This window comes from Paenibacillus wulumuqiensis, from assembly GCF_000971965.1.
In the GTDB taxonomy this organism is placed as follows: Bacteria; Bacillota; Bacilli; order Paenibacillales; family Paenibacillaceae; genus Saccharibacillus; species Saccharibacillus wulumuqiensis.
Genome location: NZ_LAQP01000001.1, coordinates 215086 through 232351, shown reverse-complemented (window position 1 = coordinate 232351; position 17266 = coordinate 215086). Strand labels below are relative to the sequence as shown.

The 17266-nt window shown below is 49.0% G+C and carries 16 protein-coding genes; 3 read left to right on the top strand and 13 right to left on the bottom strand.

Annotated elements, in window-relative coordinates; all coding sequences use genetic code 11:
* Nucleotides 1-185: 185 nt before the first annotated feature.
* The 7 genes from WH45_RS09225 to WH45_RS09195 form a co-directional block, all read right to left on the bottom strand.
* Entirely contained in the window at nt 186-854 is a 669-nt protein-coding gene (locus WH45_RS09225) for a response regulator (RefSeq protein ID WP_046214088.1), read from the bottom strand.
* Complete coding sequence (locus WH45_RS09220; RefSeq protein ID WP_162198444.1) at nt 844-1887, bottom strand: sensor histidine kinase; 1044 nt, start codon at nt 1885-1887, stop codon at nt 844-846. The genes WH45_RS09225 and WH45_RS09220 overlap by 11 nt, the downstream gene beginning before the upstream one ends.
* Nucleotides 1888-2246: 359 nt before the next feature.
* On the bottom strand, nt 2247-2678 hold the full coding sequence (locus WH45_RS09215; protein ID WP_046214086.1) for a MaoC family dehydratase: 432 nt from the start codon (nt 2676-2678) through the stop codon (nt 2247-2249).
* 83 nt (nt 2679-2761) lie between these two features.
* Entirely contained in the window at nt 2762-3268 is a 507-nt protein-coding gene (locus WH45_RS09210) for a GNAT family N-acetyltransferase (protein WP_046214085.1), read from the bottom strand.
* A gap of 129 nt (nt 3269-3397) precedes the next feature.
* Complete coding sequence (locus tag WH45_RS09205) at nt 3398-4228, bottom strand: isocitrate lyase/PEP mutase family protein (protein ID WP_046214084.1); 831 nt, start codon at nt 4226-4228, stop codon at nt 3398-3400.
* 214 nt (nt 4229-4442) lie between these two features.
* Nucleotides 4443-5405 carry an AEC family transporter gene (locus tag WH45_RS09200; RefSeq protein ID WP_046214083.1) on the bottom strand — a complete coding sequence of 321 codons (963 nt, stop codon included), beginning with the start codon at nt 5403-5405 and terminating at the stop codon, nt 4443-4445.
* A 172-nt stretch (nt 5406-5577) separates the two neighbouring features.
* Entirely contained in the window at nt 5578-7293 is a 1716-nt protein-coding gene (locus tag WH45_RS09195; RefSeq protein WP_046214082.1) for an NAD-dependent malic enzyme, read from the bottom strand.
* 357 nt (nt 7294-7650) lie between these two features.
* Between WH45_RS09195 and WH45_RS09190 the strand changes: the two genes are divergently transcribed.
* The 3 genes from WH45_RS09190 (at nt 7651) to WH45_RS09180 (ending at nt 10984) form a co-directional block, all read left to right on the top strand.
* Nucleotides 7651-8532, top strand: a complete 882-nt coding sequence (locus WH45_RS09190) for a LysR family transcriptional regulator (RefSeq protein ID WP_046214081.1) — start codon at nt 7651-7653, stop codon at nt 8530-8532.
* A gap of 453 nt (nt 8533-8985) precedes the next feature.
* Nucleotides 8986-10680 carry a hydroxylamine reductase gene (gene hcp / locus WH45_RS09185; RefSeq protein WP_046214080.1) on the top strand — a complete coding sequence of 565 codons (1695 nt, stop codon included), beginning with the start codon at nt 8986-8988 and terminating at the stop codon, nt 10678-10680.
* 64 nt (nt 10681-10744) lie between these two features.
* Nucleotides 10745-10984: a hypothetical protein gene (locus tag WH45_RS09180; RefSeq protein ID WP_046214079.1), complete on the top strand. Its 240-nt coding sequence runs from the start codon at nt 10745-10747 to the stop codon at nt 10982-10984.
* 275 nt (nt 10985-11259) lie between these two features.
* On the opposite strand, the gene WH45_RS09175 is transcribed toward WH45_RS09180, so the two are convergent.
* From WH45_RS09175 to WH45_RS09150, 6 genes are all read right to left on the bottom strand, one after another.
* Nucleotides 11260-11991, bottom strand: coding sequence for a hypothetical protein (locus WH45_RS09175; RefSeq protein WP_046214078.1), 732 nt, complete (start codon nt 11989-11991; stop codon nt 11260-11262).
* A 49-nt stretch (nt 11992-12040) separates the two neighbouring features.
* On the bottom strand, nt 12041-12628 hold the full coding sequence (locus tag WH45_RS09170) for a histidine phosphatase family protein (RefSeq protein WP_052723696.1): 588 nt from the start codon (nt 12626-12628) through the stop codon (nt 12041-12043).
* Nucleotides 12629-12690: 62 nt separating this feature from the next.
* Nucleotides 12691-13305, bottom strand: coding sequence for a hypothetical protein (locus WH45_RS09165; RefSeq protein WP_046214077.1), 615 nt, complete (start codon nt 13303-13305; stop codon nt 12691-12693).
* Nucleotides 13306-13612: 307 nt separating this feature from the next.
* Complete coding sequence (gene hemG, locus WH45_RS09160) at nt 13613-15178, bottom strand: protoporphyrinogen oxidase (RefSeq protein ID WP_046214076.1); 1566 nt, start codon at nt 15176-15178, stop codon at nt 13613-13615.
* Nucleotides 15175-16407, bottom strand: coding sequence for a TIGR04053 family radical SAM/SPASM domain-containing protein (locus WH45_RS09155; RefSeq protein ID WP_046214075.1), 1233 nt, complete (start codon nt 16405-16407; stop codon nt 15175-15177). Before WH45_RS09155 ends, hemG begins: the two co-directional genes overlap by 4 nt.
* A gap of 139 nt (nt 16408-16546) precedes the next feature.
* The gene (locus WH45_RS09150) at nt 16547-17260 is read right to left on the bottom strand and encodes a YwiC-like family protein (protein ID WP_082096648.1); all 714 of its coding nucleotides are present in this window, start codon (nt 17258-17260) and stop codon (nt 16547-16549) included.
* Nucleotides 17261-17266 lie beyond the last annotated feature (6 nt).

The following is a 17266-nucleotide window of genomic DNA, read 5'->3' as shown; positions in this document are numbered from 1 at the left end:
ACCTTTTTATCTGTAGGTTAGTAAGCTGCTTTATGAAGTTCGTTTTGAATATGACAAAAAAGCGCCAATCTCCCAAGAGACGAGCGCTTTAGAATAAGCTTGCTTATATTCACCTATAATCTGTTGTTCTCTCCAGTTGAAGTCTCTGTAGATGGCATCTGTGTAGCAAACGTTTACAAGTATCGCTAGATATGCACAAGGCCCTGCTCCATCGCAATCGCCACTGCCTGCGCCCGTGAATCCACACCCAGTTTATTATAAATATTAGTCAAGTGGGCTTTGACCGTACGTTCGGATATTCCCATATCAAAGGCAATATCCTTGCTCCGGTGACCATAGGCAATTGCCTGCAGTACAATCTTCTCCTTGTCGGACAATACAGGAATATAACCGGGCATGGTCGAAGAGGGAGACGGTGCTGCCGGAGCAGCCAATTTTCGTTTGGTCTGGAATACGATCTCCATAATCTCCGGCTGCAGCAGCGTCTCGCCGCGAATGGCCGAGTCCAGGGTGCGGAACAGATTTTCCCGCTTGGCATCCTTGAGCAAATAACCTTTGGCGCCCATCGCCAGCCCTTTGACCATCAGATCATCTTCATTGTACGTAGTCAGAATAACCACCGGAATCGCCAAGTGCCGTGCCTGCAGCTGCTCAATCGCCTCAAGACCGCTCATGACCGGCATGTTCAGATCCATCAGGATCACGTCCGGCTGCAGTTCTTCGGCCAGTTTGACAGCGAGCTGTCCATTCTCCGCTTCACCTGCGACATAATAATGCTCACTCGTCTCCAGGATAAGCTTCAGCCCTTCCCGGACGACGAAGTGATCATCCACAATCAATACTTTATATTTCATTATAGCCTCCTGTATGGAAGGGAATTTCGATTTGAATATGAGTACCCTGCGGTACATGGTTGCTGATCGACAGTCTGCCGCCCATAATGCGTACACGTTCCTGCATACCGAGCAGTCCATAGTGACCGGGCTGTCTGCCGATCTGCTCGGGATCGAATCCTTTGCCATCGTCGGTAATCTCAATGACGAGACTGCCATTTACCACCAGTACATTCACTTCTACATGCTGCGCCTGGGCGTGGCGGGTAATATTCGTCAGACTCTCCCGGATCATATACAGGCTGTGCTCGGTGAGCAGCTGCGGCAGATTGCGAAATTCCTCGATCTGACCGGTAACAGGAATGCCTGTCGCTCCTATGAACCGATCCAGCTCTTCCCGAACCGCGTCGGTAAAGGTGATGTTATCCGCCGACTGCAGCCTCAGATTATCGATAACTTCCCTCGCTTCGGCCAGCGTATGGCGCGCCCCTTCCATGGAAGAGAGCACAATCTGCTGGGCACGTTCGTGATTACGATTGGATAAATGTACATTGATCGCTTCCAGCTGCATGATAATGCCCACCAGTCCCTGGGCCAGCGTATCATGCAGATCACGGGCCATCCGCTGCCGCTCATTGGCAACAGTCAGCTCCTCCACCTGGCGGTGGGCAATCTCCAGCTCATCCAGAAAGTTCTGCGTACGCATACGTGCATAGTATTGCTGCAGCATTAGATTAACGATGCCGATGACGATAATATTCATGAGCGTGAACAGAGCCAGCAAAATAATGACTCCCGGCATAGCGTCTTCAGAGATAGCGAACAGAGTAATAATCGCATACAGAACAGCCATAAACATACCAATCTTGATCTTATCATAATATACATAGACGAACTGCCCAACCAGCAGTGGAAACAGCCCTATCGTAATAAGACCGTATACATAAGCTGCCATAAAGGAAGCCAGGCACAAAATAAACAGCTGGATAGAAAAATAGATCCAGGCCGTATGACGATTCCGGGTCAGTCGTATAAAATACCAATTCAGAACCATAAATGCGAGTAACAGCAAAGCTATTGCCGTTATATGAGTAGCTTTTTCACCAGAAAATGTCTGTATTAATATCATCGCTGCATGCACGATTATGGTCCATAAAATCATCAATTTGCGGGAATGCTGGGCGATGCCAGATCGATGGTGACTGTTTTGCATGGTCTCACCCTTTCCAATAGTCCCTCCATTATATCAAGAATTGCGGCGGACATACTGTACTTTTGGGCATGCCCTTTTTGAAATGGATTCAGACCACCTTATTCATGGTGTGCACAAAAAAGACCCTACCATAATGAGGGTCTTTGCCTGGCTATTGAAGATTACTGCAGTCTGTTCAACGTGCAGGTAAAGCTTGGCACTTAACGTTCATTTTTCACCAGTACAGACAGATCACCCACAAATACTTTTTCTTCCCTATCGTTAAAAGTAGACATCGTAACCGTCACGATCCCTGTCTCGTTGCGCTTCTCCTGTAGATCTATCACTTCCACAACCGTATGCAGCTCATTGCCCGGATAGACGGGTTTGATAAACCGGATATTGTTCATCGCTGTACCGGCAATCACATCCTCGCCATAACTGCCTGTCTCTACCCAGAGCTTGAACGAAATCGCTAGCGTCTGAATGCCGGAAGCGATAATTCCGTCAAATCTCCCTTGCCCTGCTTTTTCCTCGTCGAGATGCATATACTGGGGATCAAATTCCGAAGCGAATTGTTTGATATTGTCCGAGGTCACCTGAAGCGGCTTGGTTGTGAAGGTTTGTCCGATATGAAATTCCTGAAATTGCATTGCTACACCTCTTGATCAACTTAATAATGGATACCGGATAAACCCCGGCAAGCCAAAATTATATTATAACACGTACAGTCTGTTCATGCCGTCGGGCAGCTGTAATCGAGGTAGTAGAATCGTGTATCCACCTTCATTACCGGGAAGCGCTCCGGTAGCAGATCTATCGCAGTCTCCACAAATTTATTTTTCTCATAAAAGCGGTGTGCAGCCTTGAACTGCTCTGTCGTACCGAGATAGATCTGCCGGATCTCATATTCCTGCGCCCACTGCGATGCCTGTTCAAGTAGCAGCTGGGCTGTCCGGTAAGTCCTGCCGCGATAATCCGGAGCGACGAACATTTTGCGTAAAGCAGTCTGTCCATTCCCGATATCCAATAGCGCAATTGTACCGACCACCGTATCGCCGTGCAGCGCTATCCAAAAGTTCCCGTTTCCCTGCTGGTAAAATTCCGCAATATTCGCAAGATCTGGCTGATCGGCCCGGGTGATGGGGATGTGGTACTCATTTCGCTGAATGTCTACGATCAGCTCTACAATCTGTTCCCCGTATGTATCCTGATAAGGTGCAATCACAATGTCTGTATGCATGAACTCTTCCCCTTCACCTGTAATGATGACAGCAAACTGCTAGCCGGCTGGCACATACTATAGCGGTGCGGACCTGCTGATCTTCCCTCTATAGTAAAATAAACCGGCTGCTGCCATCAAATCCAAACCTCAGGTCTGCTGAAAAATGCTGGATGCGAGCTGCCGCAGCCGGGACATGGCTTCCTGATAAGGACGCGGTCCATAACTGATCCGGGATACTCCAAGCGCTGCCAGTTCCTGCACAGAAGATTCATGATCCGTCACCATAATATTAACAGGCAGTTCCGAGCGAGCGCACACCGTCTCGATCAAAGAAAGATCGCTTAGACCGGGAACGAACAGACCGCTCGCACCAGCTTTGGCGTACGCCTCTGCTCTCTGTAACACTTCCTCGATCGCTTCTCTTCTGCTTGATTTCGGCAGGGAAGAATCCATCTGCAGGAAAATATCGGTGCGGGCGTTTATAAATAAGGATACATCGGCTTCATCTGCAGCCTGGCGGGCAGCTGCGATACGTTCGCACTGCTGCTGGATCGAATACAGTCGATTCTCCCCCATCTTCTGATCTTCCATATTGATCCCGACCGCTCCGGCAGCAATCACTCTGCGAATAGTCGCTGCCACTTCCTGAGGACTTGCTCCATAACCGCATTCCACATCGATCGTCAGCGGAAGGTCGGTCTGACGCTTGATTCGCTCGATATTGGCAATGACAAGGTCAAGCGGAAGTTCCTCATTGTCTCCATAACCATGAGCGGCTGCAACCGACCAGCTTCCGGTTGCGATGGCTCTGGCACCTGCGCTCTCTACTATAGCGGTATTCCCTGCATCCCATATATTAACCAGTAACAGCGGTGTCCCTTTGATATGCAATTCATGAAAAAGCCTGGCCTGTCGCTGTTGTGAAGTCTTGGGCTGTTCCTGTTGGGTAGTCAGGAGTTGTTCCTGTTGGGTAGTCATATGATCATCCTCTTTTCTTCGATTGGAATGGTCCGGCAGGCATGTCAGCCTGATTCTCCGGACATTTCCCATTATAGAGAACATTATTTGCAGCCATCGCCGATATTCAGGCATTGATTCCTGTATTCCTATTAAACAATAAAAAAGGTCATCCGCCGTAACCAGGTTATGCAGCGGATGACCTTATCAAATTTTAGTTAAAATTGAGTCTATATTACAAAAGAATAGAAATCAGTATAGGCAGCGAGATCAGCGACAATATTGCACTGATCACAAAGGATGAAGCCGTCTCGACTTCCAGTGTCTCAAACCGCGTTGCGATCATCGCAGCTACAGCCGATCCAGGGAAGGATACGAGCAGTACCGCCATCGTAATATCATTGGACGGCAGACCGAACATCAGCGCAATCAGATAAGTCAGTATTGGCAGACCGATCACTTTCAGCAGTGAAATGCTGATGGCATTGGAGCTGAACTTGATCTGGTTAAGACCGATCGTTACACCAATGGCGAACAGCGCCGCACCGGACGTAATATCACCGATCTGATCGAGTGAATCCTGCAGCAGCTGCGGAGAATGAAAGCCAAACAGCGTCAGCACGACACCGATCAGTGGTACACAGGCCAGCGGTTCACGCAGACCGTGCAGGATGGAATGAATCGTCAATTTGAACAGATTCTCCTGATGTCCGCTGTCATGACCCGCTTGAGTCTTCTTGCCGACCGAGCTGACGATAGTCGCGATCGGATCAAGCAGCGCATTGACGACAATACCGGTAATCGCGATTGGAATAGCCACTTCCGCCGCTCCGAACAGACTTCCCAGTACCGGAATCCCCATAAAGGCAAATGACGGCTGCGTCGAATTAAGCGAGAAGATGGATGAAGTATTCAGATCTTTTTTGAAAAGAAGACGCATAACGAGCAGCAAAATCACATAGAATCCGATAATGCCGAGGAACATGGTCAAAAAGAACGGCCATTTATCGATCAGCGTCTGCTTGCTGGTAGTCGTAATACCGATGAAGAGATGCGCCGGCAGCGCAAACTTGGTCACCAGTGTGTTCAGGCCTTTGGATGAAGCGGGATTGAATACTTTGAAATGCCCACCCAGATAACCCAGTATGATAACAAAAAAAATAGGAATTAATATCACAAAAATATGACCGACTGACATGATACAGGACCTCCATCTTATTGTTAAAGCCTACCCCCATAAGGGCAGACTGCCTATCCACAGCGGATAGGCAACCTGATTTGTACATGGGCTCTGCCGAATCCTGTTCGCATACCCGAAGGTACTGCTGCAAGGCTATTCAGAGAACCCGACCTATTGAGACGATTGGGGATTAGACGGCCTGGGTAATCGCAACAGATTTGAGGGTTCTGTATACAGGGTGCCACATTGCGTCTTTGACAGCTTGTTCCACGTCTTCCGGTGTATTGCGGGCTACGCCATCCTGAATCGCTGCTTTGGCAACAGCCACAGCTACCGCAAAGGATACGTCTTGCAGTTCATTTACGCGAGGCAGCAGCGGTGCACCCGGCTCGGAAGAATCGACAGCGTTGGCTACCGCATCTGCCGCCGCTGTAAACATGCCTTTGGTAAATACGGTTGCTTTGGCAACAATAGCACCAAGTCCCAGTCCAGGGAATACGAATGCGTTGTTGGATTGTCCGATTTCATAAGTTACACCTTTGTAAGCGACCGGTGCAAACGGGCTGCCGGTTGCGATCAGCGCTTTGCCATCGGTCCATTCCAGCAGATCAGACGGAACAGCCTCTGCCAGTGAAGTCGGATTGGACATTGGCATAATGATTGGACGCTCCACATGCTTGGCCATTTCCTTGATAATCTCTTCGCTAAAGGCTCCGGTTACACCGGAAGTACCCAGCAGAATGGTTGGTTTTACCTGCTTTACCACTTCCAGCAGACTGATCTTGCCGTCTGCTTCTACCGCCCATCCTTCGACTTCGGATGTCTGACGCACATAAGGTTTCTGGAATTCCAGTACGCCTTCGGTAGCTTCAGTCAGCAATCCACGGTAGTCATACGCCCAGAAGCGTCCTTCCGCTTCTTCCCGGGACAATCCTTCTTTCATCATCGCATCACGGATCTGATCGGCATTACCGATACCGGCAGCACCCGGACCGAATACGAGTACACGATGTTCGCGCAGCGGCGTGCCGCTCACCTGTACACCGGACATGATTGCAGCCAGTGTTACCGCTCCGGTACCCTGGATATCATCGTTAAAGGTAAGAAGTTGGTCGCCGTATTTGTTAATGATATTGCGTGCATTGACATTGCCGAGGTCTTCCCAGTGCAGCAGTACATCAGGGAACAGCTTCAGTGCAGTTTGTACATAACGATCCACGAATTCATCATAACGGTCACCGCGAACCCGTTCATGGCGGTTACCGATATACAGTGGGTCATTCAGCAGCTTCTCGTTGTTGGTGCCGGCATCCAGTACGACCGGCAGTACGCGGCTCGGATCAATACCTACCGCTGCCGTGTACACAGCCAGCTTACCGATCGCGATATTGATACCACCTACACCCCAGTCACCAATACCGAGGATACTCTCGGAGTCGGTAGCGACGATCAGGTCAATATCGCCCGGCTGTACACCGCTGTTACGGAAAGCTTCTTCAATACCGTCCATATTGTCGATGGACAGGTAGACACCGCCCGGTCTGTGATACTGCTGGCTGTATTCCTGAATGGATTGACCAACTGTTGGCGTATAGACGATCGGCAGCATCTCGCTCAGATGCTCGCTCAGCAGACGGTAGTACAACACCACATTACGGTTGTACAGGTCATTCAGCATAATATTTTTGCGAAGATTGTTGGGCTCGCTGTTCAACTGCTCATATACGCGGCTCACCTGCTCTTCGATGGTCAGAATCATTGGAGGCAGAATTCCATTCAAATCCAGTTCTTTTCTCTCTTCGGCGGTAAACGCGACGCCTTTGTTAAGAATTGGATTAGAGAGGATATCTTTTCCTTTCAAAAGAGTTCGGATCGATCCATCACGGTCAAGGTAAAAAGCGTTCATGGTTAAATGCCTTCTTTCTTACTTTTCTTTTTATTATTACTTTTCGTAAGCTTCGTTGATCACATATTTAATAATAGTATCATTTTGACATATTGTAAAGGTTTTTTGCGAATATTATCTATCATAAATAATATTATCATAGTTAAAGACTATCGATAATATGTATGTACGCAAATTTAACCTTATTTTCTGAAATATAATTATAGTCTTCATAACGCTTACATTAGCTATACAGCAGGCAAAAATGATATATTGGTTGTATTGATGTAATTAATGCTTTATTTTACTATCATAGTCACAGGCAATGATAATTAAATCCGGATGTTTACCATTTATAAATTGTAAGGAGCGTTAGCTATGGAGATTAGACAACTGGAATACTTTGTAGCCGTCTGCGAAGAGCTGCATTTTACCAAGGCTGCCGAGCGACTGGGCATTACCCAGCCTACGCTCAGTATTCAGATTCGTACCATGGAAGAAGAGCTCGGTACACTGCTGTTTGACCGTATCGGCAAAAAAATTACGATTACCGAAGCCGGGTTTATCCTGCTGCGGCAGGCACGCAGCATTCTGCTGAAGCTGCAAGATGCCTATGACGAGATTAATGGGCTGCGCGAGTATAACGGCGGCAATCTGGTTGTCGGCGTCATGGCTGCCGAACTCGATTACCGGATCACCCCGATTCTGATTGATTTCCATCATCAGTTCCCCAATATTCATCTCAAGATCTCTTCGGCGATTGAAGTAGCCGATATGGTTATCAATAATGTGGTAGATATCGGGATTACACTGATTGAATTTACTGATCCCAGACTGATTATTACCCCGCTGTACAAGGAAGAATTTGTACTGGTTGTCTCGGAGGAGCATGAACTGGCCGGTCAGGAGTCCGTGTCATTGGAGACTCTATCCGGACTGCCGCTGGTCGCCTATCCCAAAGGCTTCAAAGCCAGAGAGCTGATCGAGACCCACTGCCGGGAGAAAGGCATGAATCTGAATATTATCGTAGAGACATCCACTGCATCTTCCCTATATGGATTCGTCAAATCGAATGTCGGCGCGTGTCTGCAGCCATATTCATTGTCCAATTCACTCAATGATCCGACGCTGCGGCTGATCAAAATCAGCGATTATCCACCAACCCGGCAGATCGGGATCATTTACCGGACTGATAAGTTTCTCGGGGTAGCAGCCAAGGAATTCATCCGGATGGTGCAGGATAATCTGAAAGTGGATTGAAATTAATGAAAGTGGATTGAAATTAATGAAAGTGGCTCGGGTGTAACATCGTCAGTGCCAAGAGAAATAAGAAACAAATGTTAAAAACCGCCTTGGCATTAAAGGCGGTTTCTTGGCTATTGTAATATTCTGCCTGCAAATACGATATGCGTTGGAAACGCTGTTTGATCCTCTCCTGTTCCATTCGTTTGGTAAGCAGCAAGCTGGATTGTGTTTTAGCATTTGATATTCACCTGAAGCTGCCTATCCTCATCATTATTACTCCTTACCAGCTGAATAGCCAATTCCATTAAATAACAGACGTAAATACACATATCCGCCATATATTCCAAATTACACCTATTTAATTTTTAATAAGTGATTGTAATCACAAGGCAGCCTCCGATGAGCGATTATGCTGGATATATAAGCTTGAATTGCAGCGAGAAAATTCATCTCAGGAGGTAATACCCAATGACAATCAACCCTACAGCTACTATCGAATCCCAGCCATCCATGTTCTGCTTTCAATGTCAGGAAGCTTCCAAAGGTACTGGATGTACCATTAAAGGCGTCTGTGGCAAGCCGCATGATGTGGCGAACTTGCAGGATCTGCTCATTTATACGATCAAAGGCATCTCTTATCTCAGCCGGGACATTCAGCTGACCGATGAACTGAACCGCCGCATTTCCCTGATGATCACAGACGGTCTGTTCACAACCATTACCAACGCCAATTTTGACCGCGACTTTTTTATTGCCAAAATTCATGAAGCACTGGCGCTGCGCAATGAAGTGTATTTATTCTGGCAGACCTGTATTGGTGCATCCATGAGCGAACCTGTTCAGCTGCCGGATGCGGCGGTATGGAGCGGTTACACTGAAGAAGAACTCGATGAGAAAGCCCGCCATATCGGTGTGCTGCGTACAACAGATGAGGATGTACGTTCTCTGCGTGAGCTGCTGACCTACGGACTGAAAGGCATGGCGGCCTATACGTATCACGCGGACCATCTCGGTTATGTCGATAACGGAATCGATCAATTTATGCGTCAGGCGCTGGCCGCCACACTGGACGACAGCCTGGGTATTTCCGAGCTGCTGGCGCTTGCAATGGAAGCCGGCAAATATGGCGTCGACGCGATGGCCCTGCTCGATCAGGCCAATACAAGCACATATGGTCACCCACAGGTCACCAAAGTAAATATCGGTGTCGGCCAGCGTCCGGGCATTCTGATCAGCGGCCATGATCTGCATGATATGGAACAGCTGCTTCAGCAGACAGCCGGAACAGGTATTGACGTGTACACTCACAGTGAGATGCTGCCTGCACATTATTATCCCGCTTTTCAAAAGTATGATCATTTCGTCGGTAACTACGGCAACGCCTGGTGGAAGCAGACGAGCGAATTTGAATCCTTTAACGGACCGATCCTGATGACAACCAACTGCATTGTACCGCCAAAAGCCAGCTATATGGATCGGATCTACACAACAGGCAATACCGGCTATCCGGGTGTGCAGCATATTCCGGATGGTACGGACGGACAACCGAAGGACTTTTCTACATTGATCGAACAGGCACGTTACTGTCAGCCGCCGGTAGAGCTGGAGACCGGTGAGATTGTCGGCGGATTCGCCCATGAAGCGGTCATGAATGTAGCCGATCAGATTGTGGATGCGGTACAGACCGGTGCAATCAAGCGTTTCTTCGTTATGGCAGGCTGTGACGGACGGATGAAGTCCCGCAGCTATTACACCCGGTTCGCTGAGGTGCTGCCACGGGATGCAGTCATTCTGACCGCCGGCTGTGCCAAATACAAATACAACAAGCTCAATCTGGGCGAGATTGGCGGCATCCCGCGTGTACTGGATGCAGGGCAGTGCAACGACTCCTACTCGCTCGTCGTGATCGCGCTCAAGCTCAAGGAAGCATTCGGTCTGGAAGATATCAATGATCTGCCGATCTCCTACAATATCGCCTGGTATGAGCAAAAAGCCGTCATCGTCCTGCTGTCTCTGCTCTATCTCGGTGTCAAAAATATTCATCTCGGCCCTACCCTGCCGGCCTTCCTCTCGCCCAATGTGGTAAACGTGCTGGTCGAGAAGTTCGGTATCGGCGGTATTACGACTGTGGAAGATGACATGCGGATGTTTATGGAGGTTTGATTTTTACTGCAGATCAGCGGGTAATGGTAAATAGACCTGTTTACATTACGGAGGAGGTATACCCATGGCCAATGATCCGGAAAAAGTGGAAGTGACCAGCCGGAAAGAACGTGAAGCGATCGGACGCAATGCCAATGCAGGATTCGCCCGGGTAGAACGTGCAGAGCTTGCCGATGGAGTCACCGAGATCCCCACCCAGCCTGTCGCCAAACAATTGACGGAAGATGAAATCCGCGAGCGTGTAGGTTCCAGCAATTACGAAGCTGCCAAAAACGATGGTCAGATCGGCTCGATCAACAGCTGATCCATTATCAAGAGACCTTTATATTACGAAGGCAGGCAGTCGGGCAGCCAATTAAGCAATGAACCGATGTCTGCCCCATTTGAATGGTTATGAAAAAGCACTCTATCGATGGTACTGCCGGATATCACCGGTGTATCAGCGAATAGAGTGCTTTTTAAATGGGGTTTTACCGCGTTTGTCTAAGGTTGCCATTTGCATGTATAACAAAACAGCAGAATTCCATTTCATTCTTCGTACAGCCAATAATCAGATCTATCCAAAGTTATGTCTTGAAGCTATGGTTGTTCAATAAGCTCACCTTTGCGCATATCCAGTTTGTAGTGTTTCTTTTGGGATTGCTGTTCGGAGGAGCCACCGGATATACCTGGTTGTACTATCAATTGTTCATTTTCGATGACAGGCATCGTTCGGCTGCTGTAAGTCATGACTTCCGGCTCTCCATTTTGATTTATAAACTGCAGTGGAATCGCTTTATTAGACTGTAGATCGATCGCGATTGCATAGCATACAAGCCCATGGTCACCATCATATTGCGGAGTTAGCAAATACATATCCGCATTTGCAAAAGAAACTCTATGAAAAGGTATGATAGCAGCCGATGGCTGGATAAAGGTTAATGACGGCAGTTTTTGGACAGTGTACTCCTCGTTATGTACTTTGTATATGATGGAATAATCGCTGGTAAAAGTAAGATCTCCTGCCTGTCCAAAACTGCTCGGAGCATCGAGATGACCGATTTCTTCCCGTTGACTGGAGCGGACCAGCAGTATGCCGTTGTCAGTTTTGGTTTGAGCACGAACGGTTGCTTGTTCATTGACTTTGTCCACTATTCTGGCTGGCGCCTCTTGCTTAAACTGGCTTTTGATGGCAGGAGTATGATCTGGTGCCGATGACTGTTGAACGGCAGCGGGAACTGAATTGGGCTTGGTATCGTTACAGCCTGTAAGAACAATAAGAGCTGCTGCCGGTATGCCAAAGCAAACCATACCTAGTTTTCTAATGACCATCTTCTCCTTTCTTTCAATTCTATATAGCTTCTTTCTTCTCTCTCTAAATCTATATGTTCAATCTGTATATTTCCGCTTCACCGAGAAGATCTTCCCTTGTCAGACTCTGTTCACCGAAAAAAGCGCGATAGCTCTGGATAGTTCCATCATGTGTAATGATGATAACTCGCTCTGCGGTCTGCCGGGTGATCCAATTTAGCTGTTCCGCAGCTAAGCTGGAAAACGCCTCCTCCGGCATCGTGTTTATTCCTTTATTCCAGAGATGTTCATGATCTGCATGTAAAATATGCCATGCGGGATAGTCGGACTGAATCGCAGCTCTGGTTAATTGACGATCACAGGGCAGCGGAGTCCATTCGGGATTCTGAGGGTACATTCGCGGGCCTACTGCAGGACACACATATGTCTGCCGAACAGTTCCATTTTCCATGATTACCTCTGCCGATTCCATCGTCCGTACCATCGGACTGACCAGAAACAGATCCTCCGGTCCGATCAGCAGCTCCGTCTGTAACTGTCTAATCTGCTGTCTGCCAAGTTCGGTCAAATGCGGGTGGGTGATATTCAACCGGTCAGGTAAGGGTAAATTATGCTCTGCCTGACCGTGACGGATAAAAACAAGTTCCAGATGGCTCACCTCCTTGGCTCGTTATATGTGGATGCTGTCATTAATACATCTCAGTTAGATGGTAAAGCTTTTTATGTATCCGATTGAGGCCATTTGAACTCGGCGAACTGGGCTGTCAGCTTTTCTTTATCATCAGCATAGAATTCCGAACTGATTCTTAACGGAAGCTGCAGTAACTCCTCAAGCTGATCCAGCGCCCCTTCTTGTTCAGACAATTCCGCTATATGCTGCAGACCTGCTCCATATTCATATCCAAAAATTTGTGTGAGTATGCTGATATCAAGATCTTTTTCTTCAATTTCGTATTCATCTTTGCTCTGATTGCACCAGGTATACCCGGTTAGTTCTTCTCCATTGGTAAACAGGCTGATCGCCAGTACCTCATCATTGTAATAGGACAATGTGAAGACAGGATGATTCAGATACGCGGATAGTTCCTCTCCAAACTGCTCTGTCTTTCCCCACTGAAACCAGTCATTCAAAATGCTAAACCAGCCAGGCTTTTTTTCTGCAATATAATAAGTATGTCTGGTATGTTCTGCTTCTTCAATGATTTCTCTATATGGGTTGGACGGAGAAAGAGCAATCGAATGAACAGGTTGATCTGCAATCATGTCCTCCAAAGCGGTAAGCAGCTGCTGCAAATCATGAATCTGGACATGCACATTTCCGAAGTTGTTGCTCATAGGTTCAGTCTCCTCTTTATAGGTATATGAGTTCGAGCATTTTGCTTCATTTCCTTATATCATCTGGTCTTACTATATTATAAACAGATACTATGACCTGCTTCTTCATCATACCAAATGTTATCCCTTATCTACAGTACAACAATAATAAGAGCCGTATCAGTTTCTGTATCCCATTTCACATCCATCCTATACTTGTAACTCACTGATGATACAATCCATAAATCCATACACAAAAAGACCGCAGCTCTGATAAACTGCAGTCCTGTCATATCCATTATCCATATTTTAGCCTTGCCATCCCCGATCAGTTCGCTGCCAATCGGCTAACAATCTGCTCGGCTGCTTCCCGTCCATGCTGTACGCAGTCCGGGATACCGATGCCTCCATAGCCGGCGCCGCATAATAGGACACCCGGCAAATGTGCGGCGAGGGATGCTCTGACTCTGCCCATCAGCTCCCCATGCCCTACCGGATACTGGGGCATCGAGCGGTAGCAGCGGCTGATCTCCACCAGATCCGGCTCGGCATCGAACCCGATCAAGTCGCGCAGATCATGGCGCACTGCCTGCACCAATTGTTCATCGGACATATCGGTCCACTCTTCGGCTCCGGCACGTCCGATATAGGTACGCAGCAGAGTCTGGTCTGACGGTGCGGTATGACTCCATTTGGTAGACGACCATGTGCAGGCGGTGATCATCCGGTTCTCCTTGCGCGGAACGAGAAATCCGGTTCCCTCGAATTCATGCTGCAGCTGATGGTGCTTGTAGCCGAGTGCGATATTCGCTACCGATACATAATGAATCCGGTTCAGTTCGGAGATTCCCGGCACGTCCTGGAACAGCCCGGCTGCTGCATAGGCAGGTATCGTACAGATGATGCTGTCCGCAGACAGCTGTTCGCCATTGCTCAGGATAAGATTATAGCGATGGTTGCCTTCCACCTGATCCCTGGTCGCTTGCGGCTCTGCTGCCCAATGGGCATGCTCATTCGCAGTAATTCGGATCACTTTTTGTTCCATCCGCAGATTCACCTGATCACGAATCAGCTGTTCCTGCAGCCTGTCGATAATAGCGGATAATCCATGACGGTAGGACAGGAACATGCTTTTGGCTTTTGGCTTGGCATGGGGCTGGCCGGATGATGATGTACCTGAAAAGGCTTGACGATGCCTGGAAGCGGAGGCCTTGTTTGGTTTGGCAGATGCATGTCTAGCAGGCCGGCGCAGCATATTTCGCGCCATGCCGATGATCAGGCTGTGGTGCTTCTTTTCCATCTGTCTGAACTGGGGAAACGTGGACAGCAGACTGAGCGACCGTGTATCTCCGGCGTAGATGCCGGCCAGCAGCGGTTCTGTCATCTGTTCGAGTACTTCACGACCCAGTCTGCGTTCGATAAAGTCACCGAGCGCTTCGTCTTCATCCGTCTTCCGTGCGGGCAGCACCATATCGAGCACCGCTCTGGCTTTGCCCAGCGGAGAGATCAGACCGGTGCGGATAAAGGGGCTGATTCGCGTCGGAATGCCCAGGACGAGTCCCATCGGCATCTGGTGCAGCTTTTTCTTGTGCAAAATATAGGCGGAGCCTGCTTTGGGATTGGTCGGTACAAGCTGCTCCTCCATACCCAGCTCGCTCGTCAGATCCAGGATCGGCTGCTTGCGGGCGAGGAAGGAATCCGGTCCTTTTTCGATCAGGAATCCTTCGGACCGCACCGAATGAATCTTGCCACCGAGCCGACCGCTGTTCTCGATCAGAGTAATCTCTACCGGGATATGCTGCTGTAGCGCGGCTTGGTGGGCATAATAGGCAGCGCTCAGGCCCGTGATCCCCCCGCCCAGCACGACAATTTTCTTTGTGGATGACTGCTTCATTGTACTTCTCCTCCTATCCAGGCTGCCGGCTGGTAATTGCAGTATGGGTCGCTTTCCAGATAATCGCCGGTAAGTGCATAGGCTCTTGCCCGCGATCCGCCGCATAATTGTCTGAATTCACAGACGCCGCATTTGCCTTTGAGCAGGGACTTGTCTCTTAGCTGCTGCATCACCGGAGCATAGCGGTAAATATCGGACAGATGCTGCTCCCGCACATTGCCGCAGCTCAGCGGCAGGAATCCGCTCGGATACACTTCTCCCGTATGACTGATAAATACAAACCCGTCTCCATCATTGACTCCCTGCGGCGCTCGGCCAAGCATATCATAGTGCTTGCTGCGGCTGTCGGGCTGTCCGGACCGTTCACTCGGCGATGATAACGGCATGTTCCACTTCGGATTCTGCCGAAAAGCCTCATCTGTTGATGATGACGATAGGCGCTGCTGCTGACTCTGCTGCAGAATCCCATCTGTCGACGACTGTGGTATACCACGCTGCCGATTCTGCTGCTGGAGAACCACACGCCGATAATGCGGCGCTTCCGTCGCTTTCACGCCAAACGGCATCCGCTGCTGCAGCTCATACATCCACTGCATCACTTCTTCATGCTGCTGTGGGGTAATCATATCCTGTTCCATACCACGGCCGGTCGGAATCAGGAAAAAGACACTCCACAGTACGGCTTCCATCTGTTCCACCAGCTCAGCAATCCGCGGCAGATCATCCAGATTATAGTGCGATACCGTCGTATTGATCTGAATCGGAATATGCAGTTCCTGCAAATAGCGGATACCCTGCATCGTACGTTCATAAGAACCGGGCGTACCGCGGAAATGATCGTGAATTTTGGCACATGAACCGTCAAGGCTAAATGCCCAGCGGGACAGTCCTGCCTCACCGGCTTGCTCCACTGCACTGCGTGTCACTCGTGGAGTGGCACTTGGCGTCATCGACAGCGATAGACCCTTTTCCCGAATCGCGTAGCGGGCCAGTTCATACAGGTCCGGACGCATCAGCGGATCTCCGCCGGTAAATACAAACAGCGGCTGATCCAATTCGCTGATCTGATCAATCAGCTGCTTGCCCTCCTCCAGACTGAGCTGGTCGGGATGCGGGTGATACTGGGCTTCGGCACGGCAGTGCAGACATTTCAGCGCACAGGCCCGGGTCACTTCCCAGATAACGATAAATGGATTCTCATGATAATTGCGTGCTTGAACGGGCATCATGCTGTTCCTGTCCTTTCTGTGTATACGTATTAGTTCACATCATTTCACAGACTCTCGTTATCCGGAGGCTCCGGGGGTCGACGATCAGTAATTCCTGTCATGTCTGTAAAGTCGGCAAGCTGCAGTTCATCATTCCTGATTATCCGGTTATCCATATGACCGACAGATAGACCATCACCGCCAGTCCAATCTCGATGATGCCGACCTGCTTGGCGCGCAGCTGCAGCCGCGGCAGATAGCCGGCACGGATGAACAAGACGATAAATGGAATAGAAAGCCACAGATTCCAGTACCCGGCCAGAACGATCGGCAGCAGATGGTACAAGCAGGATGCATAATAATAGCGCGGATTCTTTTTCTCCCGAATCATTGTCTTCACATACAATGCCGTACCTGTAAAATACAGCACCGACAGCAGAAACAGTCTGCCTGCCGCTGCCAGGTCCGGTGTTCCGCCAATATAGACGACCGGGTAGATAAAGGAACTGAACAGCACGATCGCCACAATATCATTGAATAACGCACGTTCATTACGATTCCGCGCATAGTGGACAGGCACGGCAAAGAAAATAAGCAGCAGCGCACCATACATCAGCATCTTTGGATGATGCCATATCACTACCGCTACCAGTGGAATGAGTAATGCTCCATACAGCGCTGCCGGACGAAGATATTTTTCCTTGCGTCCCGTCTTGATCCACTGCAGTACCGGATAGCTGAACAGATACATGACCAGCCAGCAGAGGAACAGCGGCAGATGAATCCAGTGACTGTCGGAGATACTGAGCCCCAGCAGAAAAGGCAGAATGAGCATCGCCCATGCCCCATGCTGATTGGGAATGTACCGGTTCATTGTGGT

Excerpts from the sequence above, each read along its gene's own strand:
- WH45_RS09225 (WP_046214088.1), bottom strand. The coding sequence starts at position 854 with ATGAAATATAAAGTATTGATTGTGGATGATCACTTCGTCGTCCGGGAA.
- WH45_RS09220 (WP_162198444.1), bottom strand. The coding sequence starts at position 1,887 with ATGGTTCTGAATTGGTATTTTATACGACTGACCCGGAATCGTCATACG.
- WH45_RS09215 (WP_046214086.1), bottom strand. The coding sequence starts at position 2,678 with ATGCAATTTCAGGAATTTCATATCGGACAAACCTTCACAACCAAGCCG.
- WH45_RS09210 (WP_046214085.1), bottom strand. The coding sequence starts at position 3,268 with ATGCATACAGACATTGTGATTGCACCTTATCAGGATACATACGGGGAA.
- WH45_RS09205 (WP_046214084.1), bottom strand. The coding sequence starts at position 4,228 with ATGACTACCCAACAGGAACAACTCCTGACTACCCAACAGGAACAGCCC.
- WH45_RS09200 (WP_046214083.1), bottom strand. The coding sequence starts at position 5,405 with ATGTCAGTCGGTCATATTTTTGTGATATTAATTCCTATTTTTTTTGTT.
- WH45_RS09195 (WP_046214082.1), bottom strand. The coding sequence starts at position 7,293 with ATGAACGCTTTTTACCTTGACCGTGATGGATCGATCCGAACTCTTTTG.
- WH45_RS09190 (WP_046214081.1), top strand. The coding sequence starts at position 7,651 with ATGGAGATTAGACAACTGGAATACTTTGTAGCCGTCTGCGAAGAGCTG.
- hcp (WP_046214080.1), top strand. The coding sequence starts at position 8,986 with ATGACAATCAACCCTACAGCTACTATCGAATCCCAGCCATCCATGTTC.
- WH45_RS09180 (WP_046214079.1), top strand. The coding sequence starts at position 10,745 with ATGGCCAATGATCCGGAAAAAGTGGAAGTGACCAGCCGGAAAGAACGT.
- WH45_RS09175 (WP_046214078.1), bottom strand. The coding sequence starts at position 11,991 with ATGGTCATTAGAAAACTAGGTATGGTTTGCTTTGGCATACCGGCAGCA.
- WH45_RS09165 (WP_046214077.1), bottom strand. The coding sequence starts at position 13,305 with ATGAGCAACAACTTCGGAAATGTGCATGTCCAGATTCATGATTTGCAG.
- hemG (WP_046214076.1), bottom strand. The coding sequence starts at position 15,178 with ATGAAGCAGTCATCCACAAAGAAAATTGTCGTGCTGGGCGGGGGGATC.
- WH45_RS09155 (WP_046214075.1), bottom strand. The coding sequence starts at position 16,407 with ATGATGCCCGTTCAAGCACGCAATTATCATGAGAATCCATTTATCGTT.
- WH45_RS09150 (WP_082096648.1), bottom strand. The coding sequence starts at position 17,260 with ATGAACCGGTACATTCCCAATCAGCATGGGGCATGGGCGATGCTCATT.